Below are 19,919 nucleotides of genomic sequence, written 5' to 3'. Positions count from 1 at the left end.
GGCGCCGGCATCTACCGGCTGTTCACGTTATCGACAGCCACCATCGTTCCTTAAGGTGGTATTCATTCCATTTCACGCTGTGGTCACGATACCGCTTTGGTGTGTCCGTATCGAAGCTGAATGTCTCAGGCTTGGAAACGCGATCGGCCGCGGGACGCCCGCAGCCGATCGGTCTTTCCAGTTGCCGCGTCGGTGGCAGGCGTGGCGCCGCCGGCCGGTGCCGGGCAGGCGGCAGGCTGGCTCCAGGGTGACCCGCGCGCGCAGGCTCAGGCGAGCGTGTGCGCCGGCCCGTGCGGGGACAGCACCGCCGGCGCGCGTGCCGAGGACGCGATTTCCACCTTGAACACCGCCACCGCCTGGCGCAGCTGCCCGGCCTGATCTTCCATCGAACGTGCCGCGGCGGTGGCTTCTTCCACCAGCGCCGCGTTCTGTTGCGTGCTCTCGTCCATCTGGGTGACGGTGCCGTTGACCTGTTCGATGCCCGACGATTGTTCCTGCGAGGCGACGGCGATCTCGCCCATGATGTCGGTGACGTGCTGCACCGAGGTCACGATCTCCTGCATCGTGTTGCCGGCACGTTCGACCAGGGCCGAACCCTCGGCGACGCGCTCGACCGAATCGTCGATCAAGCCCTTGATCTCCTTGGCGGCGCCGGCCGAGCGCTGCGCGAGCGTGCGCACTTCGCTGGCGACCACGGCGAAGCCTCGACCCTGTTCGCCGGCCCGCGCGGCTTCGACCGCGGCGTTGAGCGCCAGGATATTGGTCTGGAAGGCGATACCGTCGATGACGCTGATGATGTCGCCGATCTTCTTCGACGACGCCTCGATGCCGCTCATGGTCTGCACCACCTGGTCGACCACGTCGCCGCCTTGCGAGGCCACCGAGGCCGCGCTGGCGGCCAACTGGTTGGCCTGGCGCGCGCGTTCGGCGTTCTGCTTGACCGTGGAGGTCAGCTCCTCCATCGAGGCCGCAGTTTCTTCCAGGCTCGCCGCCTGCTGTTCGGTGCGGCGCGACAGGTCGTCGTTGCCGGTGGCGATCTCGGCCGCGGCGCCGTTGATGCTGATCGCGGCGGTCTGGATGCGCGCGACGATCGTCGCCAGTTGTTCGGTGGTGCTGTTGGCGTCGTCGCGCATGGTCGCGAACACGCCCTGGAAATCGCCGTGCATGCGCGCGGTCAAATCGCCCGCGGCGATGGCGCGCAGCAGGGACGACAGCGCCTGCAGGTTGCCGTCGGACGTGGCCATCAACTGGTTGAGGCTGTCGACCATCAGCTGGAAGTCGTACTGGAAGCGCGCGGTATCGCCGCGCACGCTGAAGTCGCCGGCCGCGGCGGCGCCGGCCAGGTGCTTGATCTCGGTGTTCATCGCGGTCAGGTTGCGCTTGACCGTGTCCATCGTCTCGGTGAGACGCGCCTTTTCGCCCGGCAGGCGGTCCATGTCTTCGGACAGGTCGCCGATGGCGTAACGGCCCATGATCTGCGCCAGGCGCTCGGTCACCGCGATGTGCGATGCGGCCAGCGCATTGCTGTCGCGGACCATGCGCCCGTAGTCGCCCGGGAAGGTGCTTTCGTCCATGCGGTAACTGGTCTGGCCGGTATCGTGGCGCTTGGCCATCTCGGTCTGCGCGGCCAGCACCTCGCGCAGCTGTTGCTGCATGCGTTGCATATCGGCCAGCAGGCGTCCACTTTCGTCGCGGCTGCGCACCACGATGCGGGCGTCCAGGCGGCCCTCGGCGATGTCCGCGGCGACGCTGGCGGCGCGGCGCACGTTGCGGGTCAGGGTGATCAGCGTATGCACGCAAACCGCCGCGATCAGCAGGGTCAACAGGCCGAGCCCGGCAGCGGCGGCCCACATCGCCTGCAGCGAGGCGTCCAGGTGCCGTTGCGACTGGCGTTGCAGCGCCTGCAAGCCGGTGGCGCTGAGGCTGTGCAAGGCGTCGTCCCAGCCATGCAGGGCCGCGTCCCAACGTTGATCGGCATCGGCGTTGCCGCCGTCCAGGGCCTGCGCTAGCTGCGGCAGCGCGCGATCGGCGACCGCCGCCTCGGCGGCGACCGCACGCGACAAGGCCGGATCCGGTTGCTCCAGCAGGCCCAGCGCCTTCTTCAGCTCCTGCCGCAGGCGCGCGTGATCGCGGGCCAGTTCGGCGATCTGCGCGTGCAGCATCGGCGTCTCGGCGCCGGCCTGGGAGGGGACGTGCATCGCATCCAACCGGGTCAGCGTTTCGCTGGTGACCGGGGCGTAGATCAGGCTGCTGACCACCAAGTGGTAGCTTTCCACGTACGGCGTATAGACCAGTTGGCTGTCGTCGCGCAGGGCATCCAGCGCGTCGTCGGCCTGGTCCGCCACCGCCGCGAAATCGTTGCGCCTGGTCCGCAAGGTCTGCTGCAGCTGCGCCAGCGCCGCCGTGCTGCGGTCGAAGCCGGGCAGGGACGGCACGGTCCGCTGCAGTTCGCGCAGCGCCCGGTCCGCGGTGTCGCGCGCTTTCGCCACGTCTGCGGCGTCGCCCACCTGTTCTTCCTGCAGCGCCCCGAGCAGGACCAGCATGTCGCGCAGCGGCGCGTAGCTGCGCAGTTCGGCGCGGCTGACCTCCACGCCGTCGCTGAGCGTGCGCGTGTACAGCAGCAGCGGAATGGCCAGCCCGATCAAGGCCAGGGCGCCGATCAGGCTGAGCTTGCGCGCGATGGGAAGGTCGTGCCAGACCCGCAAACGGGAGCGGTGTTCGGAGGCGAGCGGAGCGGCGTGGTTCGCGGGATGCGACGTCATTGCGCGGGTCTCTGAGGAAGAGCGAAAGAAGGCGGGCGATCCACAGGGAACCGCGCCATGGGAATGCGGGGTGCAACCGGATGGCCGCGGAACTTCGCCTGTCCAGGCGCGCGCATGCGATGGAATCGGCTGCGCTCGACCGGGTCGGGCAGATCTTTAGCGGCCGTCGTAGACAAATGTTGAAGCTGTCATCATGACCGCGTTAAGCCGCCGCCCATGCTGTGCAACCCTTGGCAGAGGGACGCATCGGGCGGGACATACGCGGCCGGGCGTGACTCGGATGCAGCATGCGTGAGTCTTTTCGCGTGCCGTGCCCGGTGGTCGGCGCCTCTCGGCCGGGCAGCGGCGTCGGGTCAGCTTTGTTCGATGGGGCCGCCCCGGATTGCAGCGTCGGCTGCCTGCGTGATCGGGTGGATTTGAGCGAGGCATTGCGTTGCCGATGACCGCGACCGCGGAGTCGTGGCGGGTTGCACGCTTACCCGTGTGAGGGACTGTCGGTGACGTCCGAGATGAGGCTGGGATGAAGCCTCAGGCCGTCACGGCTGCAGTCAAACCGGGCAGACCGTGGCGGCATCGGCGTGAGCCTTGGGACATTGCGAGACGGCAGCCGATCGCAGTGTCGATCGGCTGCCAGGCGCGTCCTTGCGGGGGCGGTGCCAGGCGACTGGTCGCCGTGGGATCAGAACTCCTGCCACGTATCGCCATTGCTTGTCGCGGCCACGGTCGCGCGGCGCGCGGTCGGCGCTTGCGGGCCGACGCCGGCCTTCGCCACAGTCTTGATCGGCGGCTTGGCGCTCCGTGCGGCCGGCGCAGTGCGGACAGGCGCAGGCCTTGCCATCGCGGCGACATTGTCGATCTTGAACAGCGCGACCGCATCGCTCAGTTGCACGGCCTGCTCTTCCATCGAACGCGCGGCGGCAGTGGCTTCTTCCACCAGGGCGGCGTTCTGCTGGGTGGTCTCGTCCATCTGCGTGACGGTCTGGTTGACCTGCTCGATGCCCGCGGACTGCTCCTGCGAGGCGGCCGAGATCTCGCCCATGATGTCGGTGACCCGCTGCACAGAGGCGACGATCTCGTGCATGGTCTTGCCGGCCTGGTCGACCAGGGCCGAACCGGTGGCGACGCGGCCGACCGAATCGTCGATCAAGGTCTTGATTTCCTTGGCGGCACCGGCCGAGCGCTGGGCGAGGGTACGCACTTCGCTGGCGACCACGGCGAAGCCGCGGCCTTGGTCGCCGGCCCGCGCCGCTTCCACTGCGGCGTTGAGCGCCAGGATGTTGGTCTGGAAGGCGATGCCGTCGATCACGCCGATGATGTCGGCAATCTTCTTCGACGACGCTTCGATGCCGTTCATGGTCTCGACCACCTGACCGACCACGTCGCCGCCCTGCGAGGCCACCGAGGCGGCACCCGCGGCCAATTGATTGGCCTGGCGCGCGTGTTCGGCGTTCTGCTTCACGGTGGAGGTCAGTTCCTCCATCGACGCGGCGGTTTCTTCCAGACTTGCCGCCTGCTGTTCGGTGCGGCGCGACAGATCGTCGTTGCCGGCAGCGATCTCGGTGGCGGCGGCGTTGATGCTGACCGCCGCGGTCTGGATGCGGCCGACGATGCCGGTCAGCTGATCGGCGGTGGCGTTGGCGTCGTCGCGCATCTGCGCGAACACACCGTGGAACTCGCCGTCCATGCGCGCGGTGAGGTCGCCCGCGGCGATCGACTGCAACAAGGCCGACAGCTTACCGAGGTTGCGATCGCTGACGTCCATCATCGCGTTGAGGTCCTGCACCATCAGTCGGAAGTCATGCTGGAAGTGCGCTGCGTCGCCGCGGGCGCTGAAGTCGCCGGCGGCCGCCGCCGCGGCCAGGCGCTTGATCTCGGTGTTGATCGCCAGCAGGCTGGCCTTGGCCGCATCCATCGATTCGTGCAGCACCGCGCGGCTGCCGGGCAGGCGACGGGCGTCGCGGCGCAGGTCGCCGTTGGCGTATTCGTTGAGTACGCCGATGGCGTCGACGATGGCATCCAGGTGCTCGAACATCATGGTGTTGATGCCCTTGCTCAGCTCGCCGTACACGCCGGGGAAGTCCTGCGGCATGCGGTGGCTCATGTCCTTGTCCGCATGCAGTTCGATCATCAATGCGGTTTCGCTGGAGAAGCGCCGCAGCTGGTTCTGCATCCGATCCATCGCGACCAGCAGGCGGCCGGGCTCGTCGCGCGCGGTGGTGCTCACGTCGTTGTCCAGGCGTCCGTCGGCGATGGCCTCGGCGGCGCGGGTGGCGCGGGCCAGCGGTCCAGTCAGGCTGCGGGTGATGGTCCAGCCCAGCAGGCCGCTGACCAATAGCACGGCCAGGCCGCCGGAGATCAGGACGATGCGCCCACGCGCCATCGCCGCCGACGAGACCGCATAGGCCTGCTTGCTCAGGCGCCGCTGCAGATCGGCATTGGCGCGGATCGCGGCCTGCTGCTTCTCCATCGCCACCGATGCATCGCCGAGCAACAGCGCCTGCGCCTGCGCGTTCTGGTCCTTTTCGCCGAGCGCCAGCACCTGATTGTTCAGCTGCACCGATCGTGCGCGCGAGACCTCGATCGTATCCATGGCTTGGCGCTCGGCCGGGCTGGCCGGCATCGCCGACAAGGCATCGTGCGCGGTCTTGTAGCGCGCCCGGTTGCTCTTCACCATGTTGATCATCTTCTGGTTGGCCGCGTCGCCATCGACGATGGTGACGGCCATCAACCCAATCTGCACGTTGGTGTTGGCGTCGAGCATCTCGTTGGAGAGCCGCACCTTTTCCATGTTGTTGTTGACGATGCTGTCCAGCTCGCGATGCGCTCTGGCCATGGTCAACAGCCCCATTGCGACCAGCAGGCCGGACAACAGGATGAGGATGCCGAACGCCACACCCAGGCGCCGACCGACGTTGTAGCGTTGCAGAAGTGCGTTCATAACCGACCTTTGGGACAGAGGGGGAGTCGGGTCGTAAGCGCTGGCAAATCAGCAGTTGCGACGCGTCGTGGCGGTGCCTTGCCGCACCCTCAATATCGACGTGTCGGTGAGAAGTTGAGCAATTCTCACCGAATCGTTGGCGGTCGGTTAGGAAGCTGTCTGCCGGCTACATTGCACCTGGCGGGATGGGGGAAATCCGACGTTGTTCCGACATCCACTGCTGTGTAATGAGAAAGGCTGCATCTTGCCCTTGAGGCGCGCGGGTCGAACTACACCGCATGGCGCCGAGGCCGGTCGCCAGGCTGGCAGCCCGACGACCGACCGAACCGATCAGAACTCCTGCCAGTCCCCGCCGCCCGCGATGGCGACGCGCTTGGCTGGCTGCCGCAATGGACGCGCCGTCGTCTTGGCGGCATGCGCCGGCTTGGCCGCAACAATGGGTACCGATGCCGGTGCAGCGCGCACGCCGGCCACAGCGACGCCGGTGTTGTCGATCTTGAACAACGCCACCGTGCTGGTGAGCTGGCCAGCCTGCTCCTCCATCGCGCGTGCCGCGGCGGTGGCTTCCTCCACCAGCGCGGCGTTCTGCTGGGTGGTCTCGTCCATCTGCATCACGGTCTGGTTGACCTGTTCGATGCCCGACGATTGCTCCTGCGATGCGGAGGAGATCTCGCCCATGATGTCGGTGACGCGTTGCACCGAGGCAACGATCTCGCTCATGGTCCGGCCTGCCTGGTCGACCAGCACCGAACCTTCGGCCACGCGCGTGACCGAATCGTCGATCAGGCCCTTGATTTCCTTGGCGGCGCCGGCCGAGCGCTGCGCCAGGGTACGCACTTCGGTGGCGACCACGGCGAAGCCGCGGCCCTGGTCGCCGGCACGGGCGGCTTCCACCGCCGCGTTCAGCGCGAGGATGTTGGTCTGGAAGGCGATGCCATCGATGACGCTGATGATGTCGGCGATCTTCTTCGACGAGGCCTGGATACCGCTCATGGTTTCGACCACCTGGCCGACCACGTTACCGCCTTGCGAAGCCACCGAGGCCGCACCCACCGCCAACTGGTTGGCCTGGCGGGCGTGTTCGGCGTTCTGCTTGACCGTGGAGGTCAGTTCTTCCATCGACGCGGCGGTCTCTTCCAGACTGGCGGCCTGCTGCTCGGTGCGGCGCGACAGGTCGTCGTTGCCGGCGGCGATCTCGGTGGCGGCGGCATTGATGCTCACCGCCGCGGTCTGGATGCGGCCGACGATCGCGGCCAACTGTTCGGCGGTGGTATTGGCATCGTCGCGCATTCTGGCGAACACGCCGTGGAAGTCGCCATGCATGCGTGCGGTCAGATCGCCGGCGGCGATGGATTGCAGCATCCGCGACAACGCCTGCAGGTTGCCGTCGGCGGTGGCCATCAGTTGATTGAGGCTCTCGACGATGGCGCGGAAATCGTACTGGAAGTGCACCGTGTCTCCGCGCGCGGCGAAATTGCCGGCCAGGGCCGCGGCAGCGAGTTGGTTGATCTCCCCACTCATGCGCATCAGATTGCCCTTCACTGCAGCCATCGCCGTGGTGATGATGGCCTTCTCGCCGGGCAGCTGCGGCATGTCCTGGGAAAGGTCGCCGATCGCGTAGCGTTCGATCAGGTGGACGGTCTGCATTTTCACCGCGATGTGATCGGCGACCATCTTGTTGGCGTCGCGGACCATGCGTGCGTAGTCGCCCATGAACGCGCCCTCGTCCATGCGGTAGCTGATCTCGCCGAGCTCGTGGCGGCGCGCCATCTCTTCCTGTGCCTGGAGCAAGTTACGCAATTGCGTCTGCATGGCGTGCATGGCATTCAGCAACCGCCCCGGTTCGTCGCGCATGTCGGTGGCGACGTCGTTGTCCAGCCGCCCGCTTGCGATGGCCTCGGCGGCGCGGGTGGCACGGTTCAGCGGCTGGGTCAAGCTGCGGGTGATCGTCCACCCCAGCAGGCTGCTGGCCAGCAGTACCATGATGCCGCCGGCGATCAGCAGATTGCGGCCATTGGTGATGGCCTGCGTCGCCTTGGCGTAGGCGGCCTGCAATTGCTCGTTCTGCAGGTCCACGTTCTCGCGGATGTAGCCGTTCCAGGCCAGGGTGGCAGGGCGCGAGCGGTTGATCAGCAGCGCTTGCGCTTCGTCGTTGCGATCTGCCAGCGAGAGCGCAATGACCTGGTCGTTCAATGCGCGCGCTGTCGCCCGTGCCGCGTCGATCTTGGCACGCAGCACTTTGCCTTTCGCGGACGGAGGAAACTTGTCCAGCTCGGCGCGCAATTCGGTGTAGCGCTGACGGTTGTTCTTGACCTCGGCCAGTGCCTGCTGGTTGAGTGCGTCGCTGGTCACCATCGCCAGCGTCCCGAGCGCGCCAAGGATCTTGTTGTTGGCGTCGAGCATGTCGTTGCTGATGCGGGTCTTCTCGACGTTCTTCTTGACGATCTGATCCAGCTCGGTCTGGGCGCGCGACATGGAGACCGTGCCGGCGGCGACCAGCAGGCAGGACAGCAGGATCAGCAGGCCGAAGGCGCCACCGAGCCGGCGTCCCACGTTGTAGCGTTGCAGAAAGGAATTCATGCCGACCTCTTCGTTGACGATGTCCCTGGGACGTCCAGGTCCTTTTCCCTACGGGTTCCGGTGGCATCTGTGCGACCGGAGTGGTGGGCGTGGCAGTCAGAAAGCGAAGAGAGGAAAAACCATTGCCTTGCTGTACAACATGATCCGCCGTCACCCGAATGTAATATCGGCGTGACGGCGCAATACTCGATACGTCGTTGGTCGTAAGACGATTCCCGACGCTGTCTAATTCAGTTCCCTACGCGGACAGCGGCTGCCATTGCGTGCCGATCGCGTCGGCGATCACCTGGGCATTCGCCTGCGGCGCGTGCCTGACTGTGGTCGCCGTCGCCGTCGCCTGTGCCGGCGCCGCTGCCGCGACGGACGCCGTCGCGGGCGCCGCGCTGCGCGTGGCCTGCTGTTCCAGCCGGAACACCGCCACCGCGTCGCTCAGTTGCGCCGCCTGGTCCTCCATCGACCGTGCCGCGGCAGTGGCTTCCTCGACCAGCGCGGCATTCTGCTGGGTACTCTCGTCCATCTGCGTCACCGTGCGGTTGACCTGCTCGATGCCGGCGGACTGCTCCTGCGAGGCGGAGGAGATCTCGCTCATGATGTCGGTCACCCGGCCCACCGAGGCCACGATCTCCTGCATGGTCTGGCCTGCGCGCTGCACCAGTTCCGCGCCGGTGGCGACCCGGTCGACCGAGTCGTCGATCAGGCCCTTGATCTCCTTGGCGGCGCTGGCCGAGCGTTGCGCGAGCACCCGCACCTCGCTGGCGACCACGGCGAAACCGCGGCCCTGTTCGCCGGCACGTGCGGCTTCCACCGCGGCGTTGAGGGCCAGGATGTTGGTCTGGAAGGCGATGCCGTCGATCACCGAGATGATGTCGGCGATCTTCTTCGAAGCCGTCTCGATGCCGCTCATGGTGTCGACCACCTGGCCGACCACCGCGCCGCCTTGCGAGGCGACCGCGGCGGCGCCGGCGGCGAGCTGGTTGGCCTGGCGCGCATGCTCGGCGTTCTGCTTGACCGTGGCGGTCAGCTCTTCCATCGAGGCGGCGGTTTCTTCCAGGCTGGCGGCCTGCTGCTCGGTGCGCTGCGACAGGTCGCTGTTGCCCTGGGCGATCTCGGTGGCGGCGCTGTGGATGTCGCCGGCGGCGCGCTGGATGCGGCCGACGATATCGGCCAGGCGCTCGGCGGTGCCGTTGGCGTCGTCGCGCATGGTGGCGAAGATGCCGTGGAAGTCGCCGTGCATGCGCGCGCCGAGGTCGCCATCGGCCAGCGCGCTGAGCAGCCGCGAGACCTCGGCGATGCTGATCGCGTTGGCGTCGAGCAAGCCGTTGAGCTGCTGCGCCAGCATCAGGAAGAAGCCCTGCTTGCCGGTGCGGTCGATGCGCTGCGACAGGTCGCCGGCGGCGGCGCTGCGTACCACCGCGGCCACTTCCGCTTCCACCCGGGTCTCGGCGGTGCGATCGCGCCATTCGCAGACGAAGCCCATGTGGGCGCCCTCGGCGTTGCGGATGGCGGAGATCTCCTGCGCGATGCAGACCTCGCGATAGCGCACCTCGCGCTGCGCCGCGCCCTGCCGGTCCAGCCGCTGGTAGATCTCCGCGTCCTGCGCATTGCCGACTTCCAGCAACGTCACCGACTGGCCCAACAGCGACGCGGCGCGGTCGAATGCCGGCGCGCAGGCGCGGATGTCCTCGGCGTGGGTCTGCAGCAAGGTCTGCAGCGCGGTATTGGCGTAGATGATGGTCAGGTCGGGATCGGCGATGTACATGCCGGTGGACGCGTTGTCCAGCGCGGTGCGGATGCGCAGGTTCTCGGCGGCGACGCTGCGCTCGCGTTCGATGCGCTCGCGCAGTTCGCGCTGCATCCGCGCCAGCGCCGCCATCAGGCTGCGGCCGTGCCTGGCCGCGACCGGGATGGGCTGGTCCAGGCGGCCTTCGGCGATGTGCTGGGCGGCGTCCATCGCCACCCGCGGCTCGCCGCCGAGCAACTGCGCGACCGAGCGCAGGATCCATGCCGCGGCGGCGCCCAGGCACAACACGGCGAGCAGCACCGCGCCGGTCTGCTGCCAGGTGGCGCGCTGGCTCTGCTGTTCGGCGGCGGTGCGACTCTGCTCGTTCAGCGCCAGGATGCGGTCGCTGATCGTGTCCATCTCGGTTTCCAGCCGCGCGAACTGCGCGGTGAAATCGGCATAGGCGGCGCTGCTGTCGCCCTGGGTCTCGGCCAGCGTCACCACCTTGTCGGCGGCGGCGATGTAGCGCTGCAGTGCAGGCCCGGCGGCATCCAGTTGCGCGCGTAAGGCGCCGTCCAGCGGCAGCTTCTGGTTGTCGTCCAGCGCCTTGCGGAATTCGCCGGCGTGTTCCCCCAGCGAGGCGCGCGCGGCCTTGACCCCGTCCGCATCCTGCCGTGCCGCCGCCAGCAAGGCGGCGGTGACGTCGCCGCGCAGGGCGTCGTGCATCATGTCGGCCTGCATGTGGTTGCGCAGCGCGTCCGAGGAGGTGACCTGTGCCGCGACCGAGCGCAGCAGCCCTTGCTGCGCGGTGTAGCCGACCCCGCCCAGGGCGAGCAGGGCGAGCACCGCCACCAGCACCAGGATCCCGAGCATATGCATGATTTTCATCGGTGTGGCCCGATCAGAAACGGAAGGACAGGCCCGCGCCGAGCGCGTGGTCCGGCGAACGGTCGTTGAGGCCGCGGCTGTACACCACGTCCAATTGCACGTCCTGGCTGAGCAGCCAGGCCGAGCCGACGTCGAGCAGGGCGATGGTGCCGCCGTCGTCGGCATGGGCGATCTGCGGTAGCGCCAACTCCACGAACGAGCGGCTGCGGTCGGTCCAGGCCTTGCCCAGCACCACGCCGAAGATGCCGGCGGTGTAGCGATGCCCGCCGTCGCCTTCGTCGCGGATCACGCCGGGCATCATCCCCAGCGAAACGCTGTCGCTGAGTTCCCATTCGGCCACCAGGCGGAACGAGGGGCGGGCGCCGCTGCCGCGCACGTCGCGTGCGCCGCTGGGCAGGTCCACGTGCAGCAGCCAGGCCAGCGAGGCGCCGCCGATCTCGCTGGCAAGGTGATGCTTGAGCCCGAGCGAAATGTCGGAAAAGCCGGAGACATCGTCGCCGACCGGGACGTCGACCGTCTGCCAGCCATCGGTCTCCACGCGTAGTTCCCAGGTCGGGCCGATGCCGTAGCGGAACAGGGTCGGTGTGGTGTAGCCATCGACATCGCCATCGCGTTCCCAGGCCACGCTGGTTTCCACCTGCAGGCGCCGGTCGCCGACGGTGAGGCTGGATTCGACGAAGTCGGGGCGATCGGTGGCGATCGGTTCGACCTCGGCGTGCGCCAGGCCGGCGAGGCCGCACAAGGTCAGACAACTGGCGATGACGCGTAGCTTCATGTGCGGCTCCCATTGGCGGTTCGGTCGGAACCGTGGGGCCGGGCGCAATGCGGCCGGCGCCGGGGCACGCCTGTCGCGGCGCCCATGGCATGGCAGTTCCGCTTTCTATATCGACCCTGAATACACTTTCTTTACGAGCGTGACGCGCTAAGCGCTCTGCGGCCGCCGCGACCAGGAGCCAGGCGGCCGGACCGCGAAGCGCGCAAGGCGCTCGGGGGAGTGGGTCGAGGTGCGGCTCAGAACTCCTGCCACTGCCCATCGTCGGTCGACGCGGTCGCGCGCGGGACCGCCCGCAACGGCGCCGTGGCCGGCCGCCGCGGCGTGGCCGCCGCTGTGGCCGGCGCGGGCGACGCAGGGCGGCGCGCGGGCGCCGGCGCAGCGATCGCCACCCCGGTGCTGGTCTCGAGCTTGAACAGGGCCACGGCCTGATTGAGCTGGCCGGCCTGGTCTTCCATCGAGCGCGCCGCGGCGGTGGCTTCCTCGACCAGCGCGGCGTTCTGCTGGGTGGCCTCGTCCATCTGGGTGATGGTCTGGTTGACCTGCTCGATGCCGGCGGACTGCTCCTGCGAGGCCGCGGAAATCTCGCCCATGATGTCGGTGACGCGCTGCACCGAGGCCACGATCTCCTGCATCGTGCTGCCGGCCTGATCGACCAGCGCCACGCCTTCGGCGACGCGCTCGACCGAATCGTCGATCAGGGTCTTGATCTCCTTCGCCGCGTTCGACGAACGCTGGGCGAGGGTGCGCACTTCGCTGGCCACGACGGCGAAGCCGCGGCCCTGTTCGCCGGCGCGCGCCGCTTCCACCGCGGCGTTGAGCGCCAGGATGTTGGTCTGGAAGGCGATGCCGTCGATCACCGAAATGATGTCGGCGATCCTCTTCGAGGAGGTCTCGATGCCGTGCATCTTCTCCGAGACCTCGCTGGCCAGTCTGCCGCCCTGCGAGGCGACCGAGGCGGCGCCGGTGGCGAGCTGGTTGGCCTGGCGGGCGTGCTCGGCGTTCTGCTTGACGGTGGAGGTCAGCTCCTCCATCGAGGCCGCGGTTTCTTCCAGGCTGGCGGCCTGTTGTTCGGTCCGGCGCGACAGGTCGTCGTTGCCGGCGGCGATCTCGGCCGCGGCGCCGTTGATGCTGACTGCGGCGGTCTGGATGCGCGCGACGATCGCCGCCAGTTGTTCGGTGGTGGCATTGGCGTCGTCGCGCATGGTCGCGAACACGCCCTGGAAGTCGCCATGCATGCGCGCGGTCAGGTCGCCCGCGGCGATGGCCTTCAATAGCCTGGACAGCGCCTGCAGATTGCCGTCGGCGGTGGCCATCAACTGGTTGAGGCTCTCGACCATCAAGCGGAAGTCGTACTGGAAGCGTTCGGCGTCACCGCGCACGCTGAAGTCGCCGGCCGCGGCGGCGCCGGCCAGGTGCTTGATCTCGGTGTTCATCGCGGTCAGGTTGCGCTTGGCCGTGTCCATCGTCTCGGTGAGCACGGCCTTCTCGCCGGGCAGGCGGTCCATGTCCTCGGACAGGTCGCCGATGGCGTAGCGGCCCATGATCTGCGCCAGGCGCAGCTTGACCGCGATGTGCGAGGCGGCCAGTGCATTGCTGTCGCGAACCATGCGCCCGTAGTCGCCGGGGAAGGCGCTCTCGTCCATGCGGTAGCTGATCTGGCCGGCATCGTGGCGCTCGGCCATTTCCTTCTGTGCGTCGAGCACCGCGCGCAGCTGCTGCTGCATGCGCTGCAGCGATCCCAGCAACTGGCCCAGTTCGTCGTTGCGCGCATACTGGATGCGGCTGTCCAGTCGCCCGGCGGCGACCGCGCTGGACACCTCCACTGCGCTGGCCAAGGGCGTGACCACCAGCCGCCGCAGCAGCAGGTAGAGGCCGCCGCTGAGCAGCAGCGCGGCGCACAGGCCGACCGCGGCGATGGTCCACAGCAGGTTGCGCGCCTGCGCCATCAGCACCGCCTTCGGCACCGCCACGCCCAGCGCGAAGCGCTCCTGGGCCTGGCCGATCTGCAGCGGCACGTACACTTCCACGTCGGTGGCGCCGGTCTGCGGATCGACGCTGTCGCGGCCGACGGTCTTGCCCTGGGCGATGTCGGCCAGCAAGGCGCGGGTGGCCGGATCCTGCAGTTTCTTGCCGACCAGCGCGGGATCGCGGTCGGCGACGATGGCGCCGCCGGGCGAGAGCAGGCGCACGCGGCCGGCGCCGAGCGGACGCAGCTTGGCGACGCGCTGCTGCAGCGCGGCCAGGCCGAAATCGGTGGTGACCACGCCCAGGAACTTGCCGTCTTCCAGGATCGGCGTACTCACCGTGGTCATCAGCACCTTCTTGCCGGCGATCTCGTAATCGTAGGGTTCGGCGACGGTGGGCCGCAGCAGCTTGCGCGGATTCAGATACCAGTCGCCGGCGCCGGCCACCTCGTAGTCGTGCAGCGGATCGCGCACGAGTTTCCCGTTCTGCCAGGACCAGTACACCATGTAGCGGCCGCTGGCGTCGTGGCCGGCGCTGTTGGCGTAGTCCGCGTCCTTGCCGTCCAGCGCCTGCGGTTCCCAAAGCGTGCCGATGCCGGTCCAGTCGGGGTGCTGCTGCAGTTCGCGGCGCAGGCTCTCGCTGAACAGGTCGCGCGCCGTGTCCTGGCCGCGCTGGGCGAGCAGGGCATTGGCCAGCGCCTGGTTGGAGACGGCGGAGGCGCCGATGGTGTTGCCGATGCGCTCGGATTCCAGGCGCGCGGTGTCGGTCATGCCGACCTTGGCGGAGGCGAGCAGGGCGGAACTGCTGCGGGCGTAGATGATGGCGGCGGTAATGCCGAAGCACAGCAGGGCGATCGCGGCCACGCCCAGCATCAGGCGGGTGGCGACACTGCTCGGGCGTGTGGAGGACGTCGTGGGCATCGCGGTCGTCTCGATGGGAGGATGGAGAGATCGCGCCATCGCCTCGGAAAGCGTCTTGCTTTCGGACAAGCCAGGCAGGGAGCATGCGCGATAGTGCCGTTATCGGCACCGCGTCCCAGAAATGTAGTCGGTGCCTGTGGTGTGCCGCGCCGGGCGGGCGCATCCGCGCGGATGGCGACGTCGGATCCGGACCCGCCGTCTACCGCGGCGCATGCCGCGGGGAGGGGAAGGCGCGCCTTGGTGGCGCACCGTGTGGCGGCCGGGCGGCGGCCAGGCGGCGAAGCATGGCGGCAATAAAAAGCCCCGGGAGCGATCCGCTCCCGGGGCCATTGGTGCGAGACGAGCGGCAGGGATGCGCGCTCAGAACTCCTGCCAGCTGTCGTCGCCGGCCGCGACCGCGATCGGCCGGGCCGATGGCCGCACCGGGCGCGCGGCGGGCTTGGCCGCCGGCTTGGCGGCCGACCGAGCGACCGCGCGGACCGGTGCGCTCGCTGCGCTGGCGATGGCCGGCTGGCCGGCGTGGCTGCTGCTGGCATCGATCTTGAACACGGCCACGGCCTGGCTTAACTGCCCTGCCTGGTCTTCCATGGAACGCGCCGCGGCGGTGGCTTCTTCCACCAGGGCGGCGTTCTGCTGGGTGGTCTCGTCCATCTGCGTGACGGTCTGGTTGACCTGCTCGATGCCGGCGGACTGCTCCTGCGAGGCGGCGGCGATCTCGCCCATGATGTCGGTGACGCGCTGCACGGAGGCGACGATCTCGTGCATGGTCTTGCCGGCCTGGTCGACCAGGGCCGAACCGGTGGCGACGCGGCTGACCGAGTCGTCGATCAGGCCCTTGATCTCCTTGGCGGCATTGGCCGAGCGCTGGGCGAGGGTACGCACTTCGCTGGCCACCACCGCGAAGCCGCGGCCCTGTTCGCCGGCGCGTGCGGCTTCGACTGCGGCGTTGAGCGCCAGGATATTGGTCTGGAAGGCGATGCCGTCGATCACCGAGATGATGTCGCCGATCTTCTTCGAGGAGGCTTGGATGCCGCTCATGGTCTCGACGACCTGGCCGACCACATCGCCGCCCTGCGAGGCGACCGAGGCGGCGCCGGCAGCCAGTTGGTTGGCCTGGCGGGCGTGCTCGGCGTTCTGCTTGACCGTGGAGGTCAGTTCTTCCATCGACGCGGCGGTTTCTTCCAGGCTGGCGGCTTGCTGCTCGGTGCGGCGCGACAGGTCGTCGTTGCCGGCGGCAATCTCGCTGGCGGCACCGTTGATGCTGACCGCGGCGGTCTGGATGCGCGCGACGATGGCCGCCAACTGCTCGGCGGTGGCATTGGCGTCGTCGCGCATGGTGGCGAACACGCCCTGGAAATCGCCGTGCATGCGTGCGGTCAGGTCACCGGCGGCGATCGACTGCAACAGGCCCGACAGCGCCTGCAGGTTGCCATCGGCGGTGGCCATCAGCTGGTTGAGGCTCTCGACCATCAGCCGGAAGTCGTACTGGAAGCGTTCGGTGTCGCCGCGCACGCTGAAGTCGCCTGCGGCCGCTGCACCGGCCAGGTGCTTGATCTCGCTGTTCATCGCGGTCAGGTTGAGCTTGACCTTGTCCATGGTCTCGGTGAGGACGGCCTTTTCGCCGGGCAGCCGGTCCATGTCGTCGGACAGGTCGCCGATGGCGTAGCGGCCCATGATCTGCGCCAGGCGCAGCTTCACCGCGATGTGCGAGGCGGACAGGGCATTGCTGTCGCGGACCATGCGGCCGTAGTCGCCGGGGAAGGCGCTCTCGTCCATGCGGAAGCTGATCTGGCCGGCGTCGTGGCGCTGGGCCATCTCGGTCTGCGCGGCGAGCACTGCCTGCAACTGGCTCTGCATCTTGTCCATGCTCGTCAGCAGCACGCCGGCCTCGTCCTTGCTGCGCAGGTCGATCGCGTTGTCGAGCTTGCCGCGGGCGATGGCGTCGGCCACGTCGATCGCCGTGCCCAAGCGCTTGAGCAACTGGCGGCGGATCACGATCGCCATGCCGATCGCGGCCACGATCACCAGCAGATTGCCCAGCAGCACGGCCCACTTGTTCTGCGCGCGCACCGTGTTCAGGGTTTCGCTGCGCTTGGCGAGCAGTCCGCGCTCCTCGTCGGTGAACTCACCGAGCAGGCTGCGGATCGATTGCATCGCCTTGCGGTCGCGGGCCTGCTTGAACTCGGCGGCGACCTGCGCCGTATCGTCGGACTGCGCGCGCAAGGCGGTGATCTGCTTTTCCACGCCGACCAGATCGTCGAACGACGCATGCAGCTTCTCGAGCCGCGCCTGCTGGCGCGGGTTGTCCGCAGTCAGGCGCTTGGCCTCGGCGAAGTTCTTGTCGAAACTGGCCAGGCCCGCGGTGTAGGGCTGCAAGTGGTCTTGGTTGCCCGACAGCAGATAGCCGCGCGCGCCGGTCTCGACGTTGAGCGCATCGACTTCCATCATGTCGCCGGTCGCCAGCACCTTGTAGGTGTGGTCGTTCATGTCGGCGGCCGTATTGAGCGAGGACAGGCTGCTCAGGCTGATCGAGCCGATGATCACAGTGATCAGCACGATCACGGCAAAACTGAGCGCGAGCCTGGCGGAGAGACTGAGGTTCTTGAGCGTCATCGTCGTATTCCTGGTGGAAAGAGTGGAGCGTTGGGGATGGCGTACCCCGTGCCTGAGTCGATGTCCGCGGAGGCGTTGGGCGCTGCCTTATCTATTTCGGCTGTGAATCAAAATCATCCAATTGATAGTTTTATTGAAATCAATAGGTTTTACGGATTGAAACATGCACTCCAATTGCAGTTGCCTTGCTTTAATGGCGTCGCTGCAAATTTTGTTCAAATTTGTAGACAATTTGTGTGCGCAACTTCCGTATCGGCATCGCGCCTGGGTTCTTTAAGCGCCGATGGCGCGTATTTAGCTTGTTTTCACGGTTGCTTCACGCAAGCAGGGATGCGCTTCTCGTTCCGAGGATCGTTGACGCCGCCGATTCCCTCGCGACCGGGCCAAGCCGGTCGAAAAAAGCCCGGGAGCTGACGCTCCCGGGCTCGATGTCATGCAGGTGTCTGGACGCGTCGGTAGCGCGCGATCAGAACTCCTGCCAATCGGTAGCGCCGGCCGCAACGGCGACGTTGCCCGTGGCGGTCGGCCGGTGGGCGGCCGCGCGCGGGGGAGACGCCTTGACCGGTCGCTGTGCGCCGGCGCTGGCGACGACCGCCGGCTTCGGGGCGGACGCGCGGCGGGTCACCGCCGGCGCTTGCTGGTCGATCTTGAACAGGGCCACGGCCTGGCTCAGCTGCCCGGCCTGGTCTTCCATCGACCGTGCCGCGGCGGTGGCTTCCTCGACCAGGGCGGCGTTCTGCTGGGTGGTCTCGTCCATCTGCATCACGGTCTGGTTGACCTGCTCGATGCCGGCCGATTGCTCCTGCGAGGCGGCCGAGATCTCGCCCATGATGTCGGTGACGCGCTGCACCGAGGTCACGATCTCGGTCATGGTCCGGCCGGCCTGATCGACCAGGGCCGAGCCCTGGGCGACGCGGCTGACCGAGTCGTCGATCAGATCCTTGATTTCCTTGGCCGCATTCGACGAACGCTGGGCGAGCGTGCGCACTTCGCTGGCGACCACCGCAAAGCCGCGGCCCTGTTCGCCGGCGCGGGCGGCTTCCACCGCGGCGTTGAGCGCCAGGATGTTGGTCTGGAAGGCGATGCCGTCGATCACCGAGATGATGTCGCCGATCTTCTTGGACGACGCCTCGATCCCGCTCATGGTCTGCACGACCTGGCCGACCACGTCGCCGCCTTGCGAGGCCACCGAGGCCGCACCCGCGGAGAGCTGATTGGCCTGGCGCGCGTGTTCGGCGTTCTGCTTGACCGTGGAGGTCAGTTCCTCCATCGAGGCGGCGGTCTCTTCCAGGCTCGCCGCCTGCTGCTCGGTGCGGCGCGACAGGTCGTCGTTGCCGGTGGCGATCTCGCTGGCGGCGGCATTGATGCTGACCGCGGCGGTCTGGATGCGCGCGACGATCGCCGCCAATTGCTCGGTGGTGGCGTTGGCATCGTCGCGCATGGTGGCGAATACGCCCTGGAAATCGCCGTGCATGCGCGCGGTCAGGTCGCCGGCGGCGATGGAGCGCAGCAGGGACGACAGCGCCTGCAGATTGCCGTCGGCGGTGGCCATCAACTGATTGAGGCTGTCGACCATCAGGCGGAAGTCGTACTGGAAGCGCTCGGTGTCGCCGCGCACGCTGAAGTCGCCGGCCGCCGCGGCGCCGGCCAGGTGCTTGATCTCGCTGTTCATGGCGGTCAGGTTGTGCTTGACCGTGTCCATCGTCTCGGTCAGCCGCGCCTTTTCGCCCGGCAGGCGGTCCATGTCCTCGGACAGGTCGCCGATGGCGTAGCGGCCCATGATCTGCGCCAGGCGCTCGGTCACGGCGATGTGCGCGGCGGCCAGCGTGTTGCTGTCGCGGACCATGCGCCCGTAGTCGCCGGGGAAGGTGCTTTCGTCCATGCGATAGCTGATCTGGCCGGCGTCGTGGCGCTGCGCCATCTCCGCCTGCGCGGCGAGCACCGCCTGCAACTGCTGCTGCATGCGGCCCATGGCGTGCAACAGGCGGCCGGTTTCGTCGCGGGCCTCCGTGCGCACGGCATTGTCCATGCGGCCATTGGCGATCGCCTCGGCGGTCCGCGTGGCCAGGCGCAGCGGCGTGGTCAGGCTGCGGGTGATGGCGAACGCCAGCAGGCCGCTCAGTGCCAGCGTCAGCAAGGCTCCGGTGATCAACAGTATTTGGCTGCTTTGCATCGACGACAAGGCGGCCTGGTAGGCCTTTGCGGCCTGATCTTTCTGGCGGTTGGCGAAGGTGCGGATCGCGTCCTGCCAGGCCAGCGTGGCAGGAGTCGCTGACGCGTTCAACAACTTCAGCGCCTTGGTGGTGGTGTCGTCGTTCGTACCCAAGGCTACGATTTGGTCGTTGATGTCCTTGGCAATAGCACGTTTTTCATCAATCTGCTTGCGTATTGCGTTGCCAGCGGCCGCCATCGACATGGTGTCGATCTTGGCGCGGGCGTTGGCGTAGTTTTCGCGCTGTGATTTGAACTGCTCCAGCGCCCGCTGCCGTACAGCCGGGTCATCAGAGGTGGTGAAAGTGCTGAGTGCAATCAGCACGGATGAGTTGGCATCCAGCATCTGGTTGCTGAACTCGATCTTCATCATTCGATCGAGCACGATCTTGTCCATCTGCTTGCGTGCATCGGACATGCCCCAGAGACCAACTAGTACCAGCAGAACGGAAAGCAGGATGAAAAGGCCGAATGCGGCCGAGAGGCGAACACCGACGTTGTAGCGTTGCAAAAAACCGATCACATCAATCTCCTCGAAAAGCGGGTG

At 67.6% G+C, this 19,919-nt stretch carries 8 protein-coding genes; all 8 read right to left on the bottom strand.

Translation table 11 applies throughout. The features are described from left to right. Positions 1-266: 266 nt before the first annotated feature. Positions 267-2,762, bottom strand: coding sequence for a methyl-accepting chemotaxis protein (locus tag GGR66_RS08965; protein WP_255421630.1), 2,496 nt, complete (start codon positions 2,760-2,762; stop codon positions 267-269). A 679-nt stretch (positions 2,763-3,441) separates the two neighbouring features. Continuing rightward, a complete protein-coding gene (locus tag GGR66_RS08960) occupies positions 3,442-5,700 on the bottom strand; it encodes a methyl-accepting chemotaxis protein (protein WP_184447993.1) in 2,259 nt (752 codons plus the stop codon). A gap of 330 nt (positions 5,701-6,030) precedes the next feature. Next, the gene (locus tag GGR66_RS08955; protein ID WP_184447992.1) at positions 6,031-8,280 is read right to left on the bottom strand and encodes a methyl-accepting chemotaxis protein; all 2,250 of its coding nucleotides are present in this window, start codon (positions 8,278-8,280) and stop codon (positions 6,031-6,033) included. A gap of 238 nt (positions 8,281-8,518) precedes the next feature. Then, on the bottom strand, positions 8,519-10,888 hold the full coding sequence (locus tag GGR66_RS08950) for a methyl-accepting chemotaxis protein (protein WP_184447991.1): 2,370 nt from the start codon (positions 10,886-10,888) through the stop codon (positions 8,519-8,521). Positions 10,889-10,901: 13 nt separating this feature from the next. Then, entirely contained in the window at positions 10,902-11,663 is a 762-nt protein-coding gene (locus tag GGR66_RS08945) for a transporter (protein ID WP_184447990.1), read from the bottom strand. Between the two features lie 236 nt (positions 11,664-11,899). Continuing rightward, entirely contained in the window at positions 11,900-14,548 is a 2,649-nt protein-coding gene (locus GGR66_RS08940; RefSeq protein ID WP_184447989.1) for a methyl-accepting chemotaxis protein, read from the bottom strand. 360 nt (positions 14,549-14,908) lie between these two features. Beyond that, a complete protein-coding gene (locus GGR66_RS08935; protein ID WP_184447988.1) occupies positions 14,909-17,161 on the bottom strand; it encodes a methyl-accepting chemotaxis protein in 2,253 nt (750 codons plus the stop codon). Positions 17,162-17,627: 466 nt separating this feature from the next. Then, complete coding sequence (locus tag GGR66_RS08930) at positions 17,628-19,895, bottom strand: methyl-accepting chemotaxis protein (protein ID WP_184447987.1); 2,268 nt, start codon at positions 19,893-19,895, stop codon at positions 17,628-17,630. Positions 19,896-19,919: the final 24 nt, after the last annotated feature.

This window comes from Xanthomonas sp. 3498 (genome assembly GCF_014199795.1).
Classification (GTDB): Bacteria; Pseudomonadota; Gammaproteobacteria; order Xanthomonadales; family Xanthomonadaceae; genus Xanthomonas_A; species Xanthomonas_A rydalmerensis.
This window is presented reverse-complemented; position numbering and strand designations above follow the sequence as displayed.